The organism is Serratia entomophila (genome assembly GCF_021462285.1).
In the GTDB taxonomy this organism is placed as follows: domain Bacteria; phylum Pseudomonadota; class Gammaproteobacteria; order Enterobacterales; family Enterobacteriaceae; genus Serratia; species Serratia entomophila.
In genome coordinates this window covers 1,726,088-1,749,169 of sequence record NZ_CP082787.1, presented here as the reverse complement: position 1 = coordinate 1,749,169, position 23,082 = coordinate 1,726,088, and the positions used below count along the sequence as shown (strand labels likewise).

19 protein-coding genes are annotated in these 23,082 nt (G+C 61.4%); 11 read left to right on the top strand and 8 right to left on the bottom strand.

Annotated elements, in window-relative coordinates; all coding sequences use genetic code 11:
• Nucleotides 1–53 precede the first annotated feature (53 nt).
• Entirely contained in the window at nt 54–2,333 is a 2,280-nt protein-coding gene (clpA, locus tag KHA73_RS08585; protein ID WP_234590309.1) for an ATP-dependent Clp protease ATP-binding subunit ClpA, read from the bottom strand.
• Nucleotides 2,334–2,360: 27 nt separating this feature from the next.
• Nucleotides 2,361–2,681 carry an ATP-dependent Clp protease adapter ClpS gene (gene clpS, locus KHA73_RS08580; RefSeq protein ID WP_234590308.1) on the bottom strand — a complete coding sequence of 107 codons (321 nt, stop codon included), beginning with the start codon at nt 2,679–2,681 and terminating at the stop codon, nt 2,361–2,363.
• A gap of 354 nt (nt 2,682–3,035) precedes the next feature.
• Between clpS and cspD the strand changes: the two genes are divergently transcribed.
• A complete protein-coding gene (cspD, locus tag KHA73_RS08575) occupies nt 3,036–3,257 on the top strand; it encodes a cold shock-like protein CspD (RefSeq protein WP_004942590.1) in 222 nt (73 codons plus the stop codon).
• Nucleotides 3,258–3,340: 83 nt separating this feature from the next.
• On the opposite strand, the gene macB is transcribed toward cspD, so the two are convergent.
• Both macB and macA read right to left on the bottom strand, forming a co-directional pair.
• The gene (gene macB / locus KHA73_RS08570; protein WP_234590307.1) at nt 3,341–5,287 is read right to left on the bottom strand and encodes a macrolide ABC transporter ATP-binding protein/permease MacB; all 1,947 of its coding nucleotides are present in this window, start codon (nt 5,285–5,287) and stop codon (nt 3,341–3,343) included.
• The gene (macA, locus tag KHA73_RS08565; protein ID WP_234590306.1) at nt 5,287–6,402 is read right to left on the bottom strand and encodes a macrolide transporter subunit MacA; all 1,116 of its coding nucleotides are present in this window, start codon (nt 6,400–6,402) and stop codon (nt 5,287–5,289) included. Before macA ends, macB begins: the two co-directional genes overlap by 1 nt.
• A 195-nt stretch (nt 6,403–6,597) precedes the next feature.
• On the opposite strand from macA, the gene KHA73_RS08560 reads away from it, so the two are divergent.
• Nucleotides 6,598–7,569: a VirK/YbjX family protein gene (locus KHA73_RS08560; RefSeq protein WP_234590305.1), complete on the top strand. Its 972-nt coding sequence runs from the start codon at nt 6,598–6,600 to the stop codon at nt 7,567–7,569.
• On the opposite strand, the gene KHA73_RS08555 is transcribed toward KHA73_RS08560, so the two are convergent.
• Nucleotides 7,566–9,224, bottom strand: coding sequence for an ATP-dependent endonuclease (locus KHA73_RS08555; RefSeq protein ID WP_234590303.1), 1,659 nt, complete (start codon nt 9,222–9,224; stop codon nt 7,566–7,568). The genes KHA73_RS08560 and KHA73_RS08555 overlap by 4 nt on opposite strands.
• A 186-nt stretch (nt 9,225–9,410) precedes the next feature.
• Between KHA73_RS08555 and KHA73_RS08550 the strand changes: the two genes are divergently transcribed.
• The 5 genes from KHA73_RS08550 (at nt 9,411) to ltaE (ending at nt 16,264) form a co-directional block, all read left to right on the top strand.
• On the top strand, nt 9,411–10,307 hold the full coding sequence (locus KHA73_RS08550) for a lysine exporter LysO family protein (protein WP_234590301.1): 897 nt from the start codon (nt 9,411–9,413) through the stop codon (nt 10,305–10,307).
• Nucleotides 10,308–10,481: 174 nt separating this feature from the next.
• A complete protein-coding gene (gene hcp, locus KHA73_RS08545) occupies nt 10,482–12,131 on the top strand; it encodes a hydroxylamine reductase (RefSeq protein WP_234590300.1) in 1,650 nt (549 codons plus the stop codon).
• 54 nt (nt 12,132–12,185) lie between these two features.
• Nucleotides 12,186–13,187 (top strand): NADH oxidoreductase, encoded by a 1,002-nt coding sequence (gene hcr, locus KHA73_RS08540; RefSeq protein ID WP_234590298.1) that lies wholly within the window; start codon nt 12,186–12,188, stop codon nt 13,185–13,187.
• Nucleotides 13,188–13,402: 215 nt separating this feature from the next.
• Nucleotides 13,403–15,124: a ubiquinone-dependent pyruvate dehydrogenase gene (poxB, locus tag KHA73_RS08535; RefSeq protein WP_234590296.1), complete on the top strand. Its 1,722-nt coding sequence runs from the start codon at nt 13,403–13,405 to the stop codon at nt 15,122–15,124.
• Between the two features lie 123 nt (nt 15,125–15,247).
• Nucleotides 15,248–16,264, top strand: coding sequence for a low-specificity L-threonine aldolase (gene ltaE / locus KHA73_RS08530; RefSeq protein ID WP_234590294.1), 1,017 nt, complete (start codon nt 15,248–15,250; stop codon nt 16,262–16,264).
• A 30-nt stretch (nt 16,265–16,294) separates the two neighbouring features.
• Here the strand turns inward: ltaE and KHA73_RS08525 are convergent, their stop codons facing one another.
• A complete protein-coding gene (locus KHA73_RS08525) occupies nt 16,295–16,642 on the bottom strand; it encodes a DUF1294 domain-containing protein (RefSeq protein WP_234590293.1) in 348 nt (115 codons plus the stop codon).
• 150 nt (nt 16,643–16,792) lie between these two features.
• Here KHA73_RS08525 and KHA73_RS08520 point away from each other — a divergent pair, with 150 nt between their 5' ends.
• Entirely contained in the window at nt 16,793–18,232 is a 1,440-nt protein-coding gene (locus tag KHA73_RS08520; RefSeq protein ID WP_234590292.1) for a DUF2867 domain-containing protein, read from the top strand.
• A gap of 157 nt (nt 18,233–18,389) precedes the next feature.
• Entirely contained in the window at nt 18,390–19,400 is a 1,011-nt protein-coding gene (locus tag KHA73_RS08515) for an NAD-dependent epimerase/dehydratase family protein (protein ID WP_234590291.1), read from the top strand.
• Here the strand turns inward: KHA73_RS08515 and KHA73_RS08510 are convergent, their stop codons facing one another.
• Nucleotides 19,401–20,237, bottom strand: a complete 837-nt coding sequence (locus KHA73_RS08510; RefSeq protein WP_234590290.1) for an N-acetylmuramoyl-L-alanine amidase — start codon at nt 20,235–20,237, stop codon at nt 19,401–19,403. It lies immediately after the preceding gene.
• Nucleotides 20,238–20,421: 184 nt separating this feature from the next.
• Here KHA73_RS08510 and KHA73_RS08505 point away from each other — a divergent pair, with 184 nt between their 5' ends.
• Complete coding sequence (locus tag KHA73_RS08505) at nt 20,422–21,891, top strand: DUF3300 domain-containing protein (protein ID WP_234590289.1); 1,470 nt, start codon at nt 20,422–20,424, stop codon at nt 21,889–21,891.
• A 44-nt stretch (nt 21,892–21,935) separates the two neighbouring features.
• On the opposite strand, the gene KHA73_RS08500 is transcribed toward KHA73_RS08505, so the two are convergent.
• Nucleotides 21,936–22,259: a heavy metal-binding domain-containing protein gene (locus KHA73_RS08500; RefSeq protein WP_234590288.1), complete on the bottom strand. Its 324-nt coding sequence runs from the start codon at nt 22,257–22,259 to the stop codon at nt 21,936–21,938.
• Nucleotides 22,260–22,418: 159 nt separating this feature from the next.
• Between KHA73_RS08500 and KHA73_RS08495 the strand changes: the two genes are divergently transcribed.
• The gene (locus tag KHA73_RS08495; protein WP_234590287.1) at nt 22,419–22,967 is read left to right on the top strand and encodes a lipoprotein; all 549 of its coding nucleotides are present in this window, start codon (nt 22,419–22,421) and stop codon (nt 22,965–22,967) included.
• Nucleotides 22,968–23,082 lie beyond the last annotated feature (115 nt).

The window sequence follows — 23,082 nt, the reverse complement described above, 5'->3', positions numbered from 1 at the left end:
CCCATAAAAAAAGCGATGCCGAAGCATCGCTTTTTCTTTATCCGACCGCGGCCTTAGTGCACCGCACCCTCGTCCGCTTTGCGCTTCTGCGCGCTGAGGAAGTGGTAGGTCAGCTGCTTCTTGTCCTTATCCAACTCGACTTTCACCGAGCCGCCGTCCACCAGCGAGCCGAACAGCAGTTCGTTGGCCAGCGGTTTCTTCAGGTTTTCCTGCATCACGCGCGCCATCGGGCGAGCGCCCATCGCACGGTCGTAGCCTTTCACCGACAGCCAGTCGCGCGCTTCGTCGCTGACTTCCAGCGAGACGCCCTTCGCATCCAGCTGCGCCTGCAGTTCGACGATGAACTTGTCGACCACCTGCTGGATCACCTCGGTAGACAGATGGTTGAACCAGATGATGTTGTCCAGACGGTTGCGGAACTCCGGCGTAAACACCTTCTTGATCTCTTCCATCGCGTCGGTGCTGTTGTCCTGCTGCACCAGACCGATCGATTTACGTTCGGTTTCGCGCACCCCGGCGTTGGTGGTCATCACCAGGATCACGTTGCGGAAATCCGCTTTGCGGCCGTTATTGTCGGTCAGGGTGCCGTTGTCCATCACCTGCAGCAGCAGGTTGAACACGTCCGGGTGCGCCTTCTCGATCTCATCCAGCAGCACTACCGAGTGCGGATGCTTGATCACCGCATCGGTCAGCAGGCCGCCCTGATCGTAACCGACATAGCCCGGAGGCGCGCCAATCAGGCGGCTGACGGTATGACGTTCCATATATTCGGACATGTCAAAACGCAGCAGCTCGATATCCATCGCCTTGGCCAGTTGCACCGTGACCTCGGTTTTGCCCACCCCGGTCGGCCCGGCGAACAGGAAAGAACCCACCGGCTTGCGGTCGTGGCCCAGACCGGCGCGGCTCATTTTGATCGCCTCGGTCAGGGCTTCGATAGCCTGATCCTGGCCGAATACCAGCATTTTCAGCCGGTCGCCCAGGCTTCTCAGCACGTCGCGATCGCTGGCAGACACGGTTTTTTCCGGAATGCGCGCAATGCGCGCCACCACCGATTCGATGTCCGCCACGTTGACGGTTTTCTTGCGCTTGCTGATCGGCATCAACCGGCTGCGGGCGCCCGCCTCGTCAATCACGTCAATCGCTTTATCCGGCAGGTGACGGTCGTTGATGTATTTCACCGACAGCTCCACCGCGGCGCGGATGGCCTTGGCGGTGTAACGGACGTCGTGGTGCGCTTCGTATTTGGTCTTCAGGCCGTTGATTATCTGAACGGTCTCTTCCGGCGTCGGTTCGGTAATGTCGATTTTCTGGAAGCGACGCGCCAGCGCGCGGTCTTTCTCGAAAATGTTGCTGAATTCCTGATAGGTGGTCGAGCCGATCACCCGGATCTTGCCGCTGGAAAGCAGCGGTTTGATCAGGTTGGCGGCATCCACCTGCCCACCGGAAGCCGCACCGGCGCCGATGATGGTGTGAATTTCGTCGATAAACAGGATGCTGTTCTGATCCTGCTCCAACTGTTTCAGCAACGCCTTGAAGCGTTTTTCGAAGTCGCCGCGGTATTTGGTGCCGGCCAGCAGCGAACCGATATCCAGCGAGTACAGCGTGCAATCCGCCATCACTTCCGGCACGTCGCCCTGCACGATGCGCCAGGCCAGGCCTTCGGCGATCGCCGTTTTGCCCACGCCGGACTCGCCCACCAGCAGCGGGTTGTTTTTACGACGGCGGCACAGCACCTGAATGGCGCGCTCCAGCTCAGGATCGCGGCCAATCAGCGGATCGATACCGCCCACGCGGGCCAACTGATTGAGGTTGGTGGTGAAGTTTTCCATACGGTCTTCCCCTCCGGACTGCTCTTCGTTCACCGGGTTTTCCGCATTTGGCGCTTGGCCCGGCTCGTCTTTACGTGTGCCATGTGAAATGAAATTCACCACGTCAAGACGGCTGACGTCGTGTTTGCGCAGCAGGTAAGCCGCCTGCGACTCCTGCTCGCTGAAAATCGCCACCAGCACGTTGGCGCCGGAAACTTCGCTGCGGCCGGAAGATTGCACATGGAATACCGCGCGCTGCAATACGCGCTGGAAGCTGAGCGTCGGTTGGGTATCGCGCTCTTCTTCGCTGACGGGCAGCGTCGGCGTGGTTTGTTCGATGAAGGCTTCCAGCTCCTGGCGCAGTGCGGCCAGATCCACCGTACATGCCTCAAGCGCTTCCCGCGCGGCAGGGTTGCTGAGCAATGCCAACAACAGGTGCTCCACGGTCATAAACTCGTGTCTGTGCTCACGCGCCCTGGCGAAAGCCATGTTGAGACTGAGTTCCAGTTCTTGATTGAGCATAAGCACCTCCCCAATAGATTGCCTTAATCAGGCTTTTTCCAGCGTACAAAGCAACGGATGCTCGTTCTCCCTTGCATAGCGGTTCACGTGGACGACTTTGGTCTCCGCCACTTCGGCGGTAAAAACACCACAAATCGCCTTGCCTTGGTAGTGAACACTGAGCATCAGTTGCGTTGCGCGTTCAATATCATAAGAAAAGAACTTTTGCAGAACGTCAATCACAAATTCCATCGGTGTGTAATCGTCGTTGTTAAGTATAACTTTATACATAGACGGCGGTTTTACCGCATCGATTTGTTTTTCTTCGGCTAAATGTTCGAAATTCAACCAATCGTTGTTATTGCCCATCGCTGCTCATCTTCTCTGCTCTGCCTTATATGGGGGCAGGTTTCGGTTATTCAAAGTGGGGGATAGTTACTATTTTATCATCTTCGCCGCATTCCCGCCGCACTGTAACGTGCGCAAAAAACAGCGGCGAATTGTTACCAAACAATGTCAATAGCGTTACCTGCTTCAAACTTTGGTGAACTGCTCCCCGCCGACAAAAGCCGATCCCTTGACGTGATGATCATTTGCTCTAGAGTGTAAATTCGTGAGCTGGTGGTCTTTTAACCACCCTCTGCCCACCTGCTACCCGCTACTGGCGGGTGCGAATTCAGTTATTCATCTCACTTAAAATAGCGTTGCGAGGGATGTAAAAGCATGGAGACGGGTACTGTTAAATGGTTCAACAACGCCAAAGGCTTTGGCTTCATCTGCCCTGAAGGCGGCGGCGAAGATATTTTCGCTCATTACTCTACGATCAAGATGGATGGTTACAGGACGTTGAAGGCGGGCCAGCAGGTCAGTTTCGACGTGCACCAAGGGCCAAAAGGGAACCATGCAAGTCTTATTGTGCCACTGGAAAGCGAGGCGCTGGCCTAAACGCTTCCCGCAGAGACGCTCTGCCAATAATACGCCGCTAAAAATGCCAGCCGCCGTGTGACTGGCATTTTTTATGGGCTTAATTATTCGCGCGCCAGGGCGTCAATCGGGTTCAAGCGCGCCGCGTTGCGCGCCGGCAGGTAGCCGAACACGACGCCAATGGCGGTTGAACAGACAAAGGCGCTCAGCAGCGCCGCCGGCGGGAAACTTATCTGCCAGCCCGGCAATACCAGTTGCACCAGCAGGCCGATGGCGAACGACAGCGTAATCCCCAGCGCGCCGCCGACCAGGCACACCAATATCGCCTCGATCAGGAACTGCTGCAACACATCGCCGGAGCGGGCGCCCACCGCCATGCGAATGCCGATCTCGCGCGTGCGTTCGGTGACCGACACCAGCATGATGTTCATCACCCCGATACCGCCCACCACCAGCGAGATAACCGCCACCAGCGTCAGAAACAGCTGCAGCGTGCGGGTGGTTTTCTCCGCGGTCTGCACCAGGCTGTCCATGTTGTAGGTGAAGAAATCCTTCTTGCCGTGGCGCAACGTCAGCAAGCGGGTCAGTTGCTGTTCCGCCTCCTGGCTGTTGTAACCGTCGCGAATACGCACGGTGATCGAGTCGAAATAGGCGTTGCCCATCAGCCGGTTGGCCATGGTGCTGTAAGGCACCCACACGCTCAGCGTCTTGCTGCTGCCGAACATCGACTGCTTCTGCTTCGCCACCCCCACCACCGTCGCCGGCATGTTGCCCACCAGAATCACCTCGCCCACCACGTTCTTCTGATGCGGGAACAGCCGGCGCTGGGTGTTTTCGTCGATCACTACCGTCTGCGACTGCGACTGTACCTGGAGGGGATCGATGCCGCTCCCTTGGGTAAAGGTCATGCCGTAGACGCGGAAGAATTGTTCACTGACGCCGCTGACGTTGGCCGCCACGTCGACATTGCCCAAGCGCAGCCGCATGCTGCTGCCGATGGTCGGCGACAGCGCGTTGACGTAAGGCTGTTCGCGCAGCGCGTCAAGATCCTCATACTTCAACGACTGGCGGAAAGTCGGATCGTCGTCGCCGAAGTCCTTGCCGGGGTAGATATCGACGGTGTTGGTGCCGATGGATTTGATGTCCGCCAGCACCATCTGCTTGGCGGCGTCGCCGATCACCAGGATCGACACCACCGAGGCGATGCCGATGATAATGCCGAGCATGGTCAGCGCGGTGCGCATCTTGTTGGCCGCCATCGCCCGCCAGGCCATCACCAGCGCTTCGCGGAAACGGCCCGCCATCTGCTGCCAGGATGGGGCGGCCGATGCCAGCTCCAGCGGCTTGGCCTGCGGGTTGTCCTGCTGCGCGGGGCGCGTGTCGGCGATGATCTCGCCGTCGCGGATCTCAATGATCCTTTCCGCCTGCTGCGCCACCGCCGGGTCATGAGTGACGATAATCACCGTATGCCCCTGCGCGCGCAGCTGCTTGAGGATGGCCATCACCTCTTCGCCGGAGTGGCTGTCGAGCGCGCCGGTCGGTTCGTCCGCCAGGATCACCTGCCCGCCGTTCATCAATGCCCGCGCGATGCTGACGCGCTGCTGCTGCCCGCCTGAAAGCTGGCTAGGCCGGTAGCCGACGCGTTCGCCCAAGCCCAGCCGCTGCAACAGCGCCACCGCCCTCTCGCGCCGCGCCGCCTTGCCCAGCCCGGCATACACCGCCGGCACTTCGACGTTATGCGCCGCACTCAGGTGCGGCAGCAGATGGTAGCGTTGAAAGATAAAACCGAAATGCTCGCGGCGCAGCTGCGCCAGCGCATCGTCGTTCAGCGTCGCCACGTCCTGCCCGGCCACCCGATAAACGCCGGCGCTGGGCTTATCCAGACAGCCGAGGATATTCATCAGCGTCGACTTGCCGGAGCCGGAGGCGCCCATGATGGCCACCATTTCGCCGGCTTCTATGCTCAGGCTGACGTCCTTCAACACGTCCACCGTCTGTTCGCCCGACTGATAGCTGCGGCGAATGCCGCTCAATTGCAACAGTGCCGTCATCAGAGGGCCTCCGCGCCGCCGCGGCTGACTATCACGTCATCCCCCAGCTGCAGGCCGCTGAGGATCTGCACGTCGATATTATTGCGCATGCCGATAGTCACTTCGCGCTGCTCTTCTTTACCCTGCTTCAGTACCGCAACGTGGTAACGGTTATCGGCAATTTGATCGCCCAGCGCCGCCAGCGGGATCACCACCGCCTGTTCAACGCCCGCCAGTTGGATATGCACCTGCGCCGTCATCTGCAGACGCAACAGCCCTTCCGGGTTGGGCACTTCGAAACGCGCGTAATAGAAGATAGCGTTGTTGACCTTTTCCGGCGTTGGCTGGATGTCCTTCAATACGCCGTCAAAGCGCCGGGTAGGATCGCCCAACACGGTAAACCAGGCTTTCTGGCCCGGCTTGAGGTTGATGACGTCGGCTTCCGACACCTGCGCCTTGACCAGCATGGTGCTGAGATCCGCAAGCGTCAGGATGTTCGGCGCCTGCTGCGCGGCGATCACCGTTTGGCCCTGCAGAGTGGTGATCTGCACCACATCGCCATCCATCGGCGCTTCGATGCGGGTATAGGCCAGGTTGATCTTGGCGGTGTCCAGGCTGGCCTGGTTTCTGGCAATCTGCGCGGTGATGGTGCCTACCTGCGCTTTTTTCACCGCCAGCTGCGTGGCCGCCTGATCCAGGTCCTGGCGCGAAACCGCCTGCAGCCTGGCCAACGCCTGATTGCGCTGCAGCGTCACCGCCGCCAGCCGTTGCTCCGCCTGCGCCTGCAACAGTTGGGCGTGCAGTTCGCGCAGCGTCGCCTCCCCTTCGCGGATGCTGTTCTGCGCCTGCTGCGGATCGATAACCCCCAGCAGTTGCCCTTTTTTCACCTTGTCGCCGATCTCGACGGACAGGCTCTCCAACTGCCCGCTAACCTGCGCGCCGACGTCTACCTTGCGCACCGCGTCCAGCTGGCCGGTCGCCAACACGTTTTGCTGCAAATCACGCTTGGCCACCTTCACCGTTTTGAAGTCGGTGGGCGCCGGGTGGCGAAAATGCCAGACCGCCGCAGCGGCGATGACCCCGATAATCACCAAAATTATCGCCCAGCGTCGTCTATGTCCTTTAAACCACGTCAAAATGGATTCCTGCCTGTTCTCGTTAATAGGGGCCGCCTTTCGCGACGGCGAAATAAATTATCACGCAGCAGGCGAAATAACTAAACCTTAGCTCAACACAGTGTGGAGACACGCCTGGTTACAATGGGGCATTGAACTCTCGTTTAGTGAAGTCTTGATGAAATAAGGCCATTCAACACAGCCAAGGATTTCATCATGTCACAGCTCAGTTATCCATTCGTATCCACCAGGCCGCTAAATGGTTGGCAACTGATGACGGCGCTGGCCACTGGCGAAAAAGCGCCGAGCAAGGCCTGGAACAAAACCGCATTTCGCCTGAAGTTTCTCGGCCGTTCGTTGTTGAGCTGGCGCACCACCCGCGCCCTGCTCGGCACCCTGGCGGCCAACCCGATGCTGGACGAAATCTTGAGCGCGCAGCCGAACCTGCCGTGCAAACTGCACCGCCCGTATCTGGCGGCGAACATGAACAAGATAGAAGGTCTGTTCGCGCTGCGCGATCATTACGATGTGCTTATCCAACGCATGCCGCTGAAGATGCGCCTCGGCCACCTGAGCCGGCAGCCGGTGATATTGGCCCGCATGCAGGGTAAAAACGGCGAGCCGGTGACGCTGGAGCTGGCGGCGATCGATCACCTGAATAAAGAAGGGGAAGCCACCCTGCTGCTGCGCAACGCCAACGGCGTCATGCTGACGCAAATTACCTTTACGCTGATGCACTATCAACAGCAGCCGACGCTGTTTATCGGCGGCCTGCAGGGCGCAAACCACGAGGTGCCGCACGCCGAGATCCAGCAAACCACCAAAGAATGCCACGGCCTGTTCCCGAAACGGCTGGCGCTGGAGGGAGTTTGCGCACTGGCGCGCCATCTGGACATTCACCACATAGTGGCGGTCGGCAACGCCACCCATATCTATCAGAACTGGCGCTATAAAAGTAAGAAGCAAGCTCAGCTGCACGCCGATTATGACCAGTTTTGGGTTTCGATGGGCGGCAAGCCGCTCGGCAGCGGCTATTTCCTGCTGCCGGAGCGCATCGCCCGCAAGCCGATTGACGAGATAGCCAGCAAGAAGCGCGCCGAGTACCGCCGCCGCTACCAGCTGCTGGATGAGCTGGAACAAGGTATGGCGGCGCACTTCACCGCCAGGCAGATCCTGACCGAACGCTAGTCCGCCCGGCCGCGCGCCAGCCAGATCACCCGGGAGAACATCTTTTTCAGCAATGGCGGCACCGAATCCGTGCCCCATTCACCGGCCTGCATCGCCACCTCGATCGCCAGATCGGGTTTCGAAGAGTGGTGCACCGCCTTCAGGATCACCTTGCGCATCGGCATCTGGGCGTTGGCCGGTACCGACGCCATCCGGTGATAAACGGTGCTGAAACCTTCACGGAACATAAAGTGCTCCATATCCGGCGCCGGCAATGCGGTCAGCCTGTCGCGCTCGTTGTCTTCGTGGTTGTCCAGCATGCTGCGCACGGTATTGGCGTATTTCTTGCCCGCTTCGTCGCCGTCCACCAGCGCATGCCATTCAATACCCATGCGCCGGGCGAATCTCAACAGCGGCTTCAGGCCGCACTGGGCAAACTCGATGACCCGCACCCCTTCCGCTTCAAAGTGGTAACCGCACTGGCGCGCCAGTTCGTTCAGCAGCCAGACTTCGGTCTCGCCCTCCACCAACAGCCAACAGCGGGCGAACAGCGACGACGGCCGGTTAAAGCGGATATGAAACGCGATGCGGCGCCCGTCTTCGGCGCCCAGCCCGCGCGCCCCAAGGCGGTAGGTCGCCACCCGCCCCGACTCGCGCACCAGCCGGCAGACGTGTTCCACCGGCACCAGCGACACCAGTTCGCTGGAGTTGGTGGTGGTGATGCGTTGCAACGGCAGCTGGTTGAGCAGCCCCCAGGCGACCGACAGCATGATCGGGTGCAGCCGGGTTTCCGGGTCTTCCACCAGCAGCAGCGGCCGGGCGTGCGGATCCAGCTTGACGCTGCCCTTGGCCTGCAGCAGCGTTGAAAACATCCCGAGCAGGATCAGGCGCATGCTGCGGCTGTTCGGTTCGGCCACCATACGGTTGATGCCGTCCAGTGCGCGCCAGGCGTCCTGTTCCAGCTCCTGGCCACGGCGCCGCGGCCGTACCGTCTGAGAGCCCTGTTCGGCGAAGTAATGTTCCAGCAGTTGCTGCATGGCGGCCAGGCCCTGGCGCAGTTCGCCGTTGGTCAGCTTTTGCGGATTGCGCACCAGCTCGTGCGTCAGTTGATCCAACTGCTGCGCCAGCGCCTGCTGGTCGGTAGCGTTTTCATCATTCAGGCTGCTGGGGCGCAGGCGGCGGATAAAGCGCGCATCGCGCAGGCGCAGCACCGGATGAATGCGGATAATGGCGTGCGCCAACTGCTCGATATGGTGCAGCTGCATGGCATTGCCGTCAGCATCGAGAAAACTGCGCCAGGTGCATACCGTGCCGTCGTCGGCCAGTTCGCCCTCGCAGCGGAAGTGAATGCGGCTCAGGCCGTCGTCGCCCTTGACCCACAGCGGCGACAGGTGGCGATAGCGCGGCAAATGCGCATGACCGATGTCTTTTTCACAGAAGGTGAATACCACCTGCAGATAGCGTTCCTTGGCGGCCTCTTCTCCCGGCGGGAAATGGAAATCTTGCGCTTCGAAGCGGTACAGCTTCTGTTCCGGCGCCAGCAGCAGCGTCAGCGCATCCAGCAGGCTGGATTTACCCCAGGCGTTTTCGCCGAGCAACAGCGTATTGTCGTCCAACATCAACGACAGCCGATTAATGCCGCGAAACCCCACAATCTCGATACGCTCCAAGAACATCAGCCGCCTCCCGTGCGCGCCGTCACCGTCCTCAGTGAGGTGACCTTAACAGAGCATGGTCAAAAAACCCCTTGCAGGTCAAGCAGCCAACGCGAAATCTGCCGCTTTACTCCGGCCCGGCTTTTGGTTAGCGTGTGGTCCTCGCCGGAACTCCCCGCGCTCCAAATAAAGGACTTTAGTTTCACCATGTATTCAGGACTGCTGATTATTCTGTTACCGCTGATTGCCGGTTACCTCATCCCTTTACGCAGCCGCTCGCTGCTGCAGCAGATCAACCGGATGCTGAGCGGGATGGTGTACGTGATCCTGTTTTTCATGGGCATCAGCCTGGCGTTTCTGGAAGACCTCAGCAGCAACCTGCTGCTGATCTTCCAGTACACTGCGGTGTTTTTCCTGTGCATCTTCTGCGCCAACCTGCTGCTGCTGGCGCTGCTGGAACGCCGCATGCCGTGGCGCAATACGCACAAGCAAGAGAAGTTGCCCTCGCGTCTGCATATGGCGCTGGAATCGCTCAAGCTGTGCGGCGTGGTGCTTGGCGGCTTCCTGCTCGGGCTGACGCAGTGGCACTGGCTGCAGTTCGCCGGCAAGGGCAGCGAGTACGCGCTGATTTTCCTGTTGCTGCTGGTGGGCATTCAGCTGCGCAACAGCGGCATGACCCTGCGTCAAATCGTACTGAACCGCCGCGGCACGCTGGTGGCGCTGGCGGTGGCCGTGGCCTCTCTGGCGGGCGGCGCGCTGGCGGCGCAGCTGATGGGCCTGCCGCTGAAGGCCGGGCTGGCGATGGCCTCCGGTTTTGGCTGGTATTCGCTGTCCGGCATTTTGATCACCGACGCCTACGGCCCGGTGTTGGGCAGCGCGGCTTTCTTCAACGATCTGGCCCGCGAGCTGGTGGCTATCATGCTGATCCCGACGCTGGTGCGCCGCAGCCGCTCCTCGGCCCTCGGCCTGTGCGGCGCCACCTCGATGGACTTCACCCTGCCGGTGCTGCAGCGCAGCGGCGGGCTGGAAATGGTGCCGCCGGCCATCGTGCACGGCTTCCTGCTGAGCCTGCTGGCGCCGGTGCTGATCGCCCTGTTTTCCTGATCCCTGCCCGGGGGCCGGCCGGCCCCCGAAAGCGTAATAATTCCCATCCGCACGGCAAAATTGCGCTAAATCAACGTTGCCCGCAGTAGTCGCACAAAAGCCTTTTTCATCCCCGGTCGCCGATCTATGCTTTTAAACAGGCATTATAAATGCAACTTTAAAAAGGAAGCGATTATGTTCTGTGTGCAATGTGAACAAACCATTCGTACCCCGGCAGGCAACGGCTGCTCTTATGCCCAGGGCATGTGCGGCAAAACGGCGGAAACGTCCGACCTGCAGGATTTGCTGGTGGCGGCGCTGCAAGGCCTGTCCGCCTGGGCGCTGCAGGCGCGTTCGCTGGGGATAGTCGACCACGACATCGACAGTTTCGCCCCACGCGCCTTCTTCTCCACCCTGACCAACGTCAACTTCGATTCCGAGCGCATCATCGGCTACGCGCGGGAAACCCTGATGCTGCGCGACTCGCTGGCGGCGCGCTGCCGGCTGCTGGCAGCAGGGGTGCACGTCGATCATCCGCTGGCGGCGCTGCAGTTGGCGGGCAACGATATGCCGTCGCTGTTGCAGCAGGCGGCGCAGTTCGCCCTCGACAGCGACAAGGCCGAGGTGGGCGATGACGTGCATGGCCTGCGCATGCTGTGCCTGTACGGCCTCAAAGGCGCGGCGGCCTATATGGAACACGCCCACGTGCTGGGGCAGTTTGACGCACAGATCTACGCCGATTACCACGCTTTTATGGCCTGGCTCGGCACCCGCCCGCGCGACGTCGATACCCTGCTGAACAACGCGATGGGCATTGGCAAGATGAACTTCAGCGTGATGGCGATCCTCGATCGCGGCGAAACCCAGACCTACGGCGATCCGCAACCCAGCGCGGTAAACGTGCGGCCGGTGGCCGGCAAGGCGATTTTGATCTCCGGCCACGATCTGAAAGATCTGCGCATGCTGCTGGAGCAGACCGAAGGCCAGAACGTCAACGTTTACACCCACGGTGAAATGCTGCCGGCGCACGGTTATCCGGAACTGAAAAAATTCACACATCTGGTGGGCAACTACGGCAGCGGCTGGCAGAACCAGCAGATTGAGTTCGCCAAGTTCCCCGGCCCGATCCTGATGACCTCCAACTGCATTATCGATCCTAACGTCGGCAATTACGGTGATCGTATCTGGACCCGCAGCATCGTCGGCTGGCCGGGCGTCAACCACCTGGAAAGCGACGACTTCGGCGCTATCGTTCGCCAGGCGCAGGGTATGAGCGGTTTCCCTTACACCGAGATTGAGCACCTGATCACCGTCGGCTTCGGCCGCCAGACGCTGCTCAACGCCGCCGACACGGTGATCGATCTGGTGGCGCAGAAAAAGCTGCGCCACGTGTTCCTGGTAGGCGGCTGCGACGGCAGCCGCGACGAACGCAGCTACTTCACCGACTTCGCCCGCAGCGTACCGCAAGACTGCCTGATCATGACCCTGGCCTGCGGCAAATACCGCTTTAACAAGCTGGACTTCGGCACGCTGGAAGGGCTGCCGCGTCTGCTGGACGTCGGCCAGTGCAACGATGCCTATTCCGCCATCATGCTGGCGGTCAAGCTGGCCGAGACGCTGGGCTGCGATATCAATGAGCTGCCGCTCAGCCTGGTGCTGTCGTGGTTTGAGCAGAAGGCGATCGTCATCCTGCTGACGCTGCTGTCATTGGGGGTGAAAAACATCGTCACCGGCCCGACCGCGCCGGGGTTCCTGACCGACAACCTGCTGGCAGTCCTCAACGAGAAGTTCGGCATGCGGCCAATCACCACCGTTGAGCAGGATCTTTCCGCTCTGCTCGGCTGATGCGTTTGTTTCCCGGGGCCGCTCGCATCGGCCCCTTTGCTTTTGAGGTAGCCCATGACCCAACCCAGCCCGCGGTGTCCCAACCGCATGCAGGTGCACTCCATTCAGCGGGAAACCGCCGACGTCTGGACGTTGAACCTGATCTGCGACTTTTTTTATCCCTACCAGCCCGGCCAGTTCGCGCTGATCGGTATCCGCAACGATGAAGAAACGCTGCGCGCTTATACGCTGTCGTCATCCCCCGGCCAGAGCCGTTTTCTCAGCATCAGCGTGCGCTGCCTGCCGAACGGCGTCGGCTCGCGCTGGCTGACGCAGGAGGTACAGCCCGGCAATACCCTGTGGCTTTCCGACGCGCAGGGCGATTTCAGCTGCGTGCGCCATCCGGCGGATAGCTATCTGATGCTGACCGCCGGCTGCGGCGTAACGCCAATCGTATCGATGTGCCGCTGGCTGGTGGCGAACCGCCCGTCCTGCGATATCGCGGTGATCTTCAACGTGCGCACCCCGGCCGATACCCTTTTCGCCGGCCAGTGGCACGCCCTGTGCGCCGCGCATCCGCAGCTGAGGTTGACGCTGATGGCCGAACAAGATCTCCAGCCGGGTTACCTCGGCGGCCGCATCAACGGGCAGGTGCTGCGGCAGGTGGCGCCGGATATCGCCGAACGCCGGGTGATGACCTGCGGCCCGGCGCCCTATATGGATCAGGTGGAGCGGCTGTGCCTTCAGCTCGGGGTGCCGGCCTCGCGCTTCCATCAGGAACGGTTCCATACGCCGGAGGCCAAGGCTGAACCCGGTGAGGGGTTAACGCTGCGCGCCGCCCGCCCGCTGCGCGAGTTTCGCGTGCCGGTCGGCAGCACGCTGCTGGCGGCGATGGAAGCCAACGCGCTGCCGGTCAACGCCGCCTGCCGCGCCGGAGTGTGCGGTGCGTGCAAGACCCGCATTCTCGAGGGCGACTACGCCACCACCAGCAACATGACGCTGACGCCGGCAGAGATTGCGCAAGGCTACGTGCTGGCCTGCAGCTGCCAGCTGCGGGGCGACGTCACCCTGGCCTGATTCTACCCGCCCCATCTCGCCGATGGGGCATTTATCGGCAAGCACGTCCCGCACTCCCCTTCTACACTTTCCTCTGTTCCATGCGTATCAATGATTTCGTCAGCAAGCACTCAGAATGATACCCAATAGATTTTCAAGCCGCAGCCGGGGTGCACAGGCGCAGCCCGGCTGCGGCTTGAAAGATGAAGGGGATCTTCACCATATTTGGGGGAACTATGAAGCAAACCGTAGCCACACTGGTCGCCAAAACTCTGGAACAGGCGGGCGTGAAACGCATCTGGGGGGTCACCGGCGATTCGCTCAACGGCCTCAGCGACAGCCTGCACCGCATGGGCACCATCGAATGGCTGGGCACCCGTCATGAAGAAGTCGCCGCCTTCGCCGCCGGCGCCGAAGCCCAGCTTACCGGCCAGTTGGCGGTTTGCGCCGGCTCCTGCGGCCCCGGCAACCTGCACCTGATCAACGGCCTGTTCGACTGCCACCGCAACCATGTGCCGGTGCTGGCGATCGCCGCGCATATTCCCTCCAGCGAAATCGGCAGCGGCTATTTCCAGGAAACCCATCCGCAGGAGCTGTTCCGCGAATGCAGCCATTATTGCGAGCTGGTCTCCAACCCGGAACAGCTGCCACGGGTGCTGGAGATAGCCATGCGCAAGGCGATCCTCAATCGCGGCGTCTCGGTGATCGTGCTGCCGGGCGATGTGGCGCTGCGCATGGCGCCGGAAGACGCCGCCATGGTGTGGCACACCCCGGCGCTGCCGCTGGTGCAGCCGCCGATGAGCGAGCTCAACAAGCTGGCGGAAGTGCTGAACAAAGCGAAGAACATCACCCTGATGTGCGGCAGCGGCTGCGCCGGGGCGCACGACCAGGTCGTCAAGCTGGCCGAGCTGCTGCAGGCGCCGGTCGTGCATGCGCTGCGCGGCAAGGAGCATATCGAATGGGATAACCCCTACAGCGTCGGCATGACCGGCCTGATCGGTTTCTCTTCCGGTTACCATGCGATGATGAACGCCGACACGCTGGTGCTGCTCGGCACCCAGTTTCCGTACCGCGCCTTCTACCCGACCAATGCCAACATCATTCAAATCGATATCAACCCCGGCAGCATCGGCGCGCATTGCCCGGTGAATATGGCGCTGGTGGGCGATATCCACACCACCCTGTCCGCCCTGCTGCCGCAGCTCGAAGCGAAAAGCGACCGGGCGTTTCTCGACAAGGCGCTGGAGCACTACCGCAACGCGCGCAAGGATCTCGACGGGCTGGCGACCGCCAACGACGATCAGCCAATCCATCCGCAGTATCTGGCGCAGCAGCTCAGCCATTACGCCAGCGACGACGCGGTGTTCACCTGCGACGTCGGCACGCCGACGGTGTGGGCCGCCCGCTACCTGAAGATGAACGGCAAGCGCCGGCTGCTCGGTTCGTTCAACCACGGGTCGATGGCCAACGCCATGCCGCAGGCGATTGGCGCCCAGGCCACCGAACCGCACAAACAGGTGATCGCCATGTGCGGCGACGGCGGTTTCACCATGCTGATGGGGGACTTTCTGTCGCTGGCTCAGCTGAAGCTGCCGGTGAAAATCGTGATATTCAACAACAGCGTCCTGGGCTTTGTGGCGATGGAGATGAAGGCCGGCGGCTACCTCACCGACGGCACCGATCTGCATAACCCGGACTTTGCGGCGATCGCCAACGCCGCCGGCATCAAGGGCATCCGGGTGGAGAAAGCATCGGATCTGGACGGTGCACTGCAAGAGATGCTGGCGCACCCCGGGCCGGCGCTGCTCGACGTGGTCACCGCCAAGCAGGAGCTGGCGATGCCGCCGCAGATCAAGTTCGAGCAGGCCAAGGGTTTCAGCCTGTATATGCTGCGCGCCATCATCAACGGCCGCGGCGACGAAGTGGTCGAGCTGGCGAAAACCAACTGGCTGCGTTAATAATCGTATCCTCTTTCCCATCACTGACAGCTATCCCCAATAGATTTCAGGTTGCAGCCAAGCGATAAGCAGGTGTAGCCAACAACGCTGCGGCTTGAAAGATGAAGGGGATAAAGGAGTTGTATGTTTATCGATCTACGCAGCGACACCGTGACCCGGCCCAGCGCCGCCATGCGCGAGGCGATGGCCCGCGCCGAAGTCGGCGACGACGTCTACGGCGATGACCCGACGGTCAACGCATTGCAGGCGGAGGCGGTTCGCCTGTCGGGCAAAGAGGCCGCGCTGTTCCTGCCCAGCGGCACCCAGGCCAACCTGGTGGCGTTGCTCAGCCACTGCCAGCGCGGCGATGAATATCTGGTCGGCCAACAGGCGCACAACTACAAGTACGAAGCCGGCGGCGCCGCGGTGTTGGGCAGCATCCAACCGCAGCCGATCGAGGCGGATGCGGACGGCACGCTGCCGTTGGACAAGCTGGCCGCCGCCATCAAACCCGACGACATTCATTTCGCCCGCACCCGGCTGCTGAGCCTGGAAAACACCTTCGGCGGCAGAGTATTGCCGCAGGCCTACCTGCAACAGGCCTGGCAGTTTACCCGCGAGCGTAATCTGGCGCTGCATATCGACGGCGCACGCATCTTCAACGCCGCAGTGGCGCTGGATGTGCCGTTGAAAGAGATCGTGCAGTATTGCGATACTTTCACTATCTGCCTGTCGAAAGGGCTGGGTGCGCCGGTCGGTTCACTGCTGTGCGGCAGCGAGGCGTTTATCCAGCGTGCGCTACGCTGGCGCAAAATGACCGGCGGCGGCCTGCGCCAGGCGGGCATTCTGGCAGCGGCCGGCCTGTACGCACTGGAGCATAACGTCGCCCGGCTGCGGGACGATCACGATAACGCCAAATGGCTGGAACAGCAGTTGCAAAGCATCGGCGTAGAGATTGTCGCGCCCGGCGCGCAGACCAACGTGCTGTATCTGCGCCAGCCGCCGGCGCTGGCGGCCAGGCTGGGTCCGTGGATGCGCGAGCGCGGCGTGTTGATCAGCAGCGGCCCGCTGACGCGCATTCTGACCCATCTCGACGTCAGCAGAGCGGATCTGCAGAAGCTGGTCGAGCTGTGGCGGACGTTCCTGCAACAGCAGGCCTGATGCGCAGGGGCGCCGCACGGCGCCCCGGTTTCAGAGGATCCAACGGCCGTACACCCAATACCACAGGGCCAGCGTCGCCGCCAGGTTCAGGGCCACGCTGAGTACAAACCAGGTTTTGAACGGCTGTTTCTGGGTTTTATGACGGAACAGCTGCTGCGCAACCAGCGCTCCCAGCCATCCCCCCGCCAGGCCAAGCAGCAACAGCGTGACCTCAGGCACCCGCTGCCACGCCTTAATCGCCGCCAGCTTGTCCCAGCCGTAAATCACCAGAGTCAGCACGTTGGCCAACAGCAGCCACATCATGATCGGGTGCGGGAAAAACAGACTGGCGGCCAGCGCCAGGCCCAGCAGGACATAACAAATTACATTGAGTCTCATGGCATTCGATTTTCGGCTAATGAAAGGCGCGTAGTGTCGCCTTGCCCGACGACGGATGCAACTGCGATATATCCACACAAAAAGTGCATTTAAACCCTGAGTTTGGCATCCTGTGGCCATGCTGCCACTCTCACCGCATAAGGCGGACTGATGACACCTCAACGTGTGCTGGTTCTCGGGGCCAGCGGCTACATTGGCCAAAACCTGATCCCGCACCTGATCGAACAGGGCCACCAAATCACCGCCGCCGCGCGACGCATCGAATGGCTGGAAGAACGGCACTGGCCACGGGTCACTTGCCGATACGCCGACCTTTATCGCCCGGAAACCCTGGATGCGGCGCTGTGGGAAATAGACAGCCTCTACTACCTGGTGCACGCCATGAGCGACGGCGATGACTTCATCGAGAAAGAGCGGCAGGCGGCGGAAAACCTGCGCGATGCGCTGCGCGGCTCCTGCGTCAAACAGATTTTCTTTCTCGGCGCACTGCAGCCGACCGACGACAGTTCGCCGCACCTGGCGGCGCGCCGGCTGACCGGCGAGATTTTGCGCCAGAGCGGTATTCCGGTGACCGAACTGCGCGCCGGCATTATCGTCGGCCCCGGCTCGGCGGCCTTCGAGATCATGCGCGATATGGTCTATAACCTGCCATTGCTGACGCCGCCGCGCTGGGTACGTTCGAAATCTTCGCCGGTGGCGCTGGATAATCTGCTGGTTTATCTGGCCGATCTGCTGGAACACCCGGCGCAGGAGAGCCGTATTTTCGACGTCGCCGGGCCGGAATACCTCAGCTACCAGACGATGTTCGAACGCTTTATCGCCATCAGCGGCAAACGGCGCTGGCTGATCCCTGTCCCGCTGCCGACGCGCCTGATCTCGGTGTGGTTCATCAGCCTGATCACCTCGGTGCCCACGTCCATCGCCCGCGCGCTGATCCAGGGGCTGAAGCACGATCTGCCCGCCGACGGCCGGCCGCTGCAGGCATTGATCCCGCAGCGGCTGCACACCTTCGAGCAGGCGGTGGCGACGACGCTGCAACGCGAACGCGAGGTGGTCGACTCCGCCGACTGGGGTTACGATCCGGCCGCCCAGGCGCGCTGGCGGCCGGGCTACGGCTACTACCCCAAGCAGGCCGGCTGCACGCTGGAAACCCAGGCCTCCAGCGCGGCCCTGTGGCGTGTAGTGCAACAGCTGGGGGGCGAGGAAGGCTATTTCTACGCCAATATCCTGTGGCAGATCCGCGCCCGTATGGACGACATGATCGGCAACGGCGTGGTTTACGGCCGGCCACCGCGCGATACGCTGGCGCTGGGCGATGTGGTCGACGGCTGGAAGGTGATCACACTCGTTCCCCAACGCCAGTTGGCGCTGCTGTTCGGCATGAAGGCGCCGGGGCTTGGGCGCCTGAGCTTCACCATCAAGGACCATGGCGACCGCCGCACCCTGGACGTCCGCGCCTGGTGGCACCCGGCCGGCTTCAGCGGCCTGTTGTATTGGTTCGCCATGATGCCGGCTCACCGGTTTATTTTCCGCGGCATGGCAAAGCGCATCGCCGCGCTGGCGCAACAGCAGGATCGGAATCAGCCCTAGCCGTCGTTCATTTGTCGATCAACCGCACAGTTTACCGCTGTGGTTAGTCCCTTTCCGATTGCATAGCGCACAAAATCCCGCAAGAATGGCATCTTATTTGCCGGGGCGCCCACAACGGCCCCCGGCATTCTGATTTTTGGTGAGAATAGAGTCCGTTATGAAGGTATTGGTCACCGGTGCAACCAGTGGGTTAGGCCGTAACGCCGTTGAATATCTCCGCCGCCAGGGCATAAAAGTGCGCGCCACCGGTCGCAACCAGGCGATGGGCAGCCTACTGGAAAAAATGGGTGCGGAGTTCATCCATGCCGATCTCACCAACCTGATTTCTTCTCAGGCCAAAGCGATGTTGATGGACGTCGACGTGCTGTGGCATTGCTCCAGTTTTACCTCCCCCTGGGGTACCGAAGAAGCCTTCGAACTGGCCAACGTGCGCGCCACCCGCCGCCTGGGGGAATGGGCCGCAGCCTATGGCGTTGCGCAGTTCATTCACATTTCTTCGCCGGCGATTTACTTCGACTATCACCACCACCGCAACGTCGGTGAGGATTTTCGCCCGGCGCGCTACGCCAACGAGTTTGCGCGCAGCAAGGCCGCCGGTGAACAGGTGATCCAACAGCTGGCGCTGTCCAACCCGCAAACCCACTTTACCATCCTGCGGCCGCAGGGGCTGTTTGGCCCGCACGACAAGGTGATGTTGCCGCGCCTGCTGCAGATGATCAAACGCTACGGCAACCTGCTGCTGCCACGCGGCGGTGCGGCGCTGGTGGACATGACCTACCTGGAAAATGCGGTGCACGCCATGTGGCTGGCGACGCAAAAAGAAGACACGCCGTCGGGCCGCGCTTACAACATCACCAACGAGCAGCCGCGCCAGCTGCGCAGCGTGGTGCAACAGCTGATCGACGACCTGGGCATGAAGTGCCGCATCCGCTCCGTGCCTTACCCCATGCTCGACATGATGGCACGCGGCATGGAGCGGCTGGGCAGCAAAAGCGAAAAGGAACCGGTGCTGACCCATTACGGCGTCGCCAAACTCAATTTCGATCTGACGCTCGACACCACCCGCGCCCGGCAAGAACTGGGCTATCACCCGATCGTCTCACTGGATGAAGGCATTGCGCGCACGGCCCGTTGGCTGAAAGAACACGGCAAGCTGCACGGCCTGTAATCAACGCGCCGCGCCGTACTTCAGCAGCAGCGCATCCACGATCGCTTCACTCTCCGCATCCGGCTCGCCGCGAAAATCGTCGGGCCGGAAATGCATTTGAAACGCCGCCAGCACGTTGCGCTGCTGGCTAACATCCCACGCCGGATCTATCGCATAACCATAGCGCGCCAGCCTGGCGAGCAGCGGCGCCATCGGCACCGGCGCATGTTTGTCGCGCCCGGCCAGCAGGCGCTGCACCTCAGCGGCATCCGGCCAGGCGCCGATGCCGGCCTCGGCCAGGGCCTGCCACGGAAATAGCGGGCCGGGATCCTGCTTGCGCTGCGGCGCGATATCGCTGTGCCCCACCACGTCCGGCGGCTGAATGCCGTAACGGCGAATGATGTCGCGGCTCAGCGGGATCAACAGCGCAATTTGCTCCGCCGTGTAGGGCTGCCAATGGGTAAACAGCATGCTGCGGGTGAACCCGCGATTGACGATCTCGATGCCGATCGAGGTGTCGTTCAGATTGCTGCGGCCACGCCAGCCGCTGACCCCGGCATGCCAGGCGCGCATTTCCTCCGGCACCAGTTGAAAGGCCGTCGGCTTGCCATGCTCAAGCTGCGGGTGCGCCGGCAGCAGATAGTGCGCGCTGACGTGCTCGTCGGTCAGCGTCTTCAGCGAGGAATGGAAATCTTCCGCGGTGTAGTGCATCACCAGAAAACGAATCCGCCGATCGGCACCCTGCGCCTGATGCAGGGTTTCCAACTGGTAATCCCCGCGATCGACGGTGGTGCCCTGATGAGGGTTTTGGCATCCCGCCAGCAGCGCGGCGGTGAATATCCCTGGCCAAATCTTCACTTGTCCCCCTGATTTGCGTCCGTGATTTGTAACTCAGGTTGATTAACCTGTATCCAATAATCAAGTTAATCCATAAATGATGACAGAGCCCGCCGAAGTGCAAGCGAGTATTGCTGCCGGCTGGCGCCCTATGTTCCCCATGATAGCCTCAAAGTATCCCCTGCGCTGAAATGCGGAGTCCAACATGTTCAAACCAAGGTACCTGGCCTGGTTTATTTGCGTCGCCATGCTGCAGCTCAGCGGCTGCGACCAAAAAACGGTGGCCAATGCAATGGGCGCCGCGGCACCGGCGACGCCGGCGGCCAATACCCCGACCTATACGCCGCTCAGCGCCGATCAACTGTACCAGCTGGTCAGCCCGGTGGCGCTGTTTCCCGACAAACTGCTGGCCCAGGTGCTGGCCGGCGCGGGTTATCCCGACCAAATCGGCGCCGCCGACGCCTGGCTGGCGCAAAACCGCGGGCTACAGCCGGCGGCGTTGACCAATGCGGCCGACGCGCAGCCCTGGGATCCCAGCGTGCGCGGGTTGGTGCAGTTCCCTGACGTGCTCGATCAGATGGCGAAAAACCGCCCCTGGACCACCGCGCTGGGCAGCGCTTACCTCAACGACCCCACCGACGTGATGAACGCCATTCAGGTAATGCGCCAACGCGCGGCCGGCAAGGGCACGCTGAAAACGTCGCCGCAGCAGCGGGTGGTGATAACGCCCGCCGCGCAGCAGCCCTACCCGCAAACCCTGGTGGCCGCCCCCGCGCAAACCATCGTGATTGAGCCCAGCCAGCCGGATGTGATCTACGTGCCGCATTACGATCCCTGGGTGGCCTATGGTGAACCGGTGCCGGCCTACCCTGACTACCGCTATCAAACCTACTCCAGCTACAGCAGCGGCGATATGCTGGCGGCCGGGGCGATCAGCTTCGGCGTCGGCATCGCCGTCGGCGCCTTGATCAATCAGCACAATAACGGCTGGCACAGCTGGGATGTGCATTGGAACAACCGGCGCCAGCCGGTGGTTTACAACAATGCGCCTTATATTTCGCATTCGACCACTGTGATTAACCGCGTCACCAATATCAATCAATACAATAATGTGAACCGCAGCAATACGGTGAACAACTACAATAACGCCACCGCCAATCCAGCGCCGCACTTCGCTCCGCCGGTAGCCCATCCGGCATACAACGCCGCGCCAACGCCGCAGCCGCACTTCGCTCCGCCGCCGGCGACCAACCCGCATCAGCCGATGACCATGCCGGCCTTTGCGCACATGCCGGCGGCCGCGCCGCAACACCCGGCCGCTGCGCCGACCCACCTCCAGCAGAAGATGAACGGGCCGGCCCTCATTCACCCGGCGCCAACGCCGACGCGCCCAGAGGTAAAAGCCGCAACGGCGCACCCGGCCGAAAATCGGACCATGCCCGCAGCGGTGCAGCATGTCGCCGCACCGCCGGCGGCGCCGGCCAGAGTTTTCAATCACCCTGCGACGGCGCTGGAACGCCCAGCGCAGATGCCACAGCCCGTGCGCCCGATCCCGCATCAGCCCCCGACACCGCAGCAACAGCCGCACCTGCTGCCAATTCAACATCGGCAGGAACAGGTGGCCAAACCGCAGGAGCAACGCCCGGTGAAGGTTGAAGAGCACAAGGTGCCGTAAGAAACGACTGCGCCCCGGTGCAGGCCGGGGCGTTTGGGACGGGGTTAGCGGCTTACCTTCACCGCGGTGCCGCTGACGGTCACCATCAGCATGCTGCTGTCTTTACCGACGGTTTCATAGTCGATATCAATGCCGACCACCGCGTTGGCGCCCAGCTCCTTCGCCTGCTCTTCCAGCTCTTGAAACGCGATCTGCCGCGCCTTGCGCAGCTCTTTCTCGTAAGCCCCGGAGCGGCCGCCGACGATGTCGCGCACGCCGGCGAAGAAATCACGGAAAATATTGGCACCCAGGATCGCTTCACCGGTGACAACGCCGCAGTATTCGGTAATGGTAAACCCTTCCAGGGTCGGGGTGGTTGAAAGCTGCATCAGAATTCCTTGTTTGATTAATTCAACACATCTATGACCAGAAATTTGGCATTATGTTCGGCGATGCAATGGCACGCAGTACGAATGCAAGGCCAAAAAACGCATTTATACTGTAAGCTATCGGTCTTCATGGTAGAGACTTTCACATAAGGTAATAAGATGAAAACAAAAACTATTGCGGCTGTTTTTCCTCTAGCGCTGTTGCTGAGTGCCTGCACCACCGTAGAGCCGGCATTCAAGGATATTGGCACCCGCAGCGGCAGCTGTGTGGAAGGCGGCCCGGATACGGTCGCACAGAAGTTCTATGATCTGCGCATTCAGCAGGGTTCCGCCACCAGCCTGCCGGACAGCACCCGCCTGGCGCAGCTGCAACCTTACCTGAGCCAGGTGCTGTATCAGGATCTGCTCAGCGCCGGCCAGAACCCGGGTAAACATCAGGTGACCGGCGACCTGTTCTCCGGCAATGCCCAGGGCCCGACCAGCGCGTCCGTCGCCAGCGCCTCTACCATTCCCAATACCGATGCGAAAAACATCCCGCTGCGCGTGGCGCTGAGCTACCAGAAAGACGGCGGCAGCGCGGTCAACTGGCAGGATGAAGTGTTGATGGTGCGCGAAGGCACCTGTTGGGTGGTGGACGACGTCCGTTACCTGAACGTGCCGCCGCATGCCGCCAGCGGCAGCCTGCGCCAGGTGCTGGAAAACCAGTAATCCGCTTCACAGGCCGGCGCCCCGCGGCGCCGGCAGTGCGGCAAAGGCTCCGCAGCCGCGCAAATTTCCGCCAACTTAAAAAATTTCGCTACGCATCTCACAGCCTGCGCCACAA

Bases quoted from the DNA above. Each gene is read 5' to 3' on its own strand.
- clpA (WP_234590309.1), bottom strand. From the start codon at position 2,333: ATGCTCAATCAAGAACTGGAACTCAGTCTCAACATGGCTTTCGCCAGG.
- clpS (WP_234590308.1), bottom strand. From the start codon at position 2,681: ATGGGCAATAACAACGATTGGTTGAATTTCGAACATTTAGCCGAAGAA.
- cspD (WP_004942590.1), top strand. From the start codon at position 3,036: ATGGAGACGGGTACTGTTAAATGGTTCAACAACGCCAAAGGCTTTGGC.
- macB (WP_234590307.1), bottom strand. From the start codon at position 5,287: ATGACGGCACTGTTGCAATTGAGCGGCATTCGCCGCAGCTATCAGTCG.
- KHA73_RS08560 (WP_234590305.1), top strand. From the start codon at position 6,598: ATGTCACAGCTCAGTTATCCATTCGTATCCACCAGGCCGCTAAATGGT.
- KHA73_RS08555 (WP_234590303.1), bottom strand. From the start codon at position 9,224: ATGTTCTTGGAGCGTATCGAGATTGTGGGGTTTCGCGGCATTAATCGG.
- KHA73_RS08550 (WP_234590301.1), top strand. From the start codon at position 9,411: ATGTATTCAGGACTGCTGATTATTCTGTTACCGCTGATTGCCGGTTAC.
- hcp (WP_234590300.1), top strand. From the start codon at position 10,482: ATGTTCTGTGTGCAATGTGAACAAACCATTCGTACCCCGGCAGGCAAC.
- hcr (WP_234590298.1), top strand. From the start codon at position 12,186: ATGACCCAACCCAGCCCGCGGTGTCCCAACCGCATGCAGGTGCACTCC.
- poxB (WP_234590296.1), top strand. From the start codon at position 13,403: ATGAAGCAAACCGTAGCCACACTGGTCGCCAAAACTCTGGAACAGGCG.
- ltaE (WP_234590294.1), top strand. From the start codon at position 15,248: ATGTTTATCGATCTACGCAGCGACACCGTGACCCGGCCCAGCGCCGCC.
- KHA73_RS08525 (WP_234590293.1), bottom strand. From the start codon at position 16,642: ATGAGACTCAATGTAATTTGTTATGTCCTGCTGGGCCTGGCGCTGGCC.
- KHA73_RS08520 (WP_234590292.1), top strand. From the start codon at position 16,793: ATGACACCTCAACGTGTGCTGGTTCTCGGGGCCAGCGGCTACATTGGC.
- KHA73_RS08515 (WP_234590291.1), top strand. From the start codon at position 18,390: ATGAAGGTATTGGTCACCGGTGCAACCAGTGGGTTAGGCCGTAACGCC.
- KHA73_RS08505 (WP_234590289.1), top strand. From the start codon at position 20,422: ATGTTCAAACCAAGGTACCTGGCCTGGTTTATTTGCGTCGCCATGCTG.
- KHA73_RS08500 (WP_234590288.1), bottom strand. From the start codon at position 22,259: ATGCAGCTTTCAACCACCCCGACCCTGGAAGGGTTTACCATTACCGAA.
- KHA73_RS08495 (WP_234590287.1), top strand. From the start codon at position 22,419: ATGAAAACAAAAACTATTGCGGCTGTTTTTCCTCTAGCGCTGTTGCTG.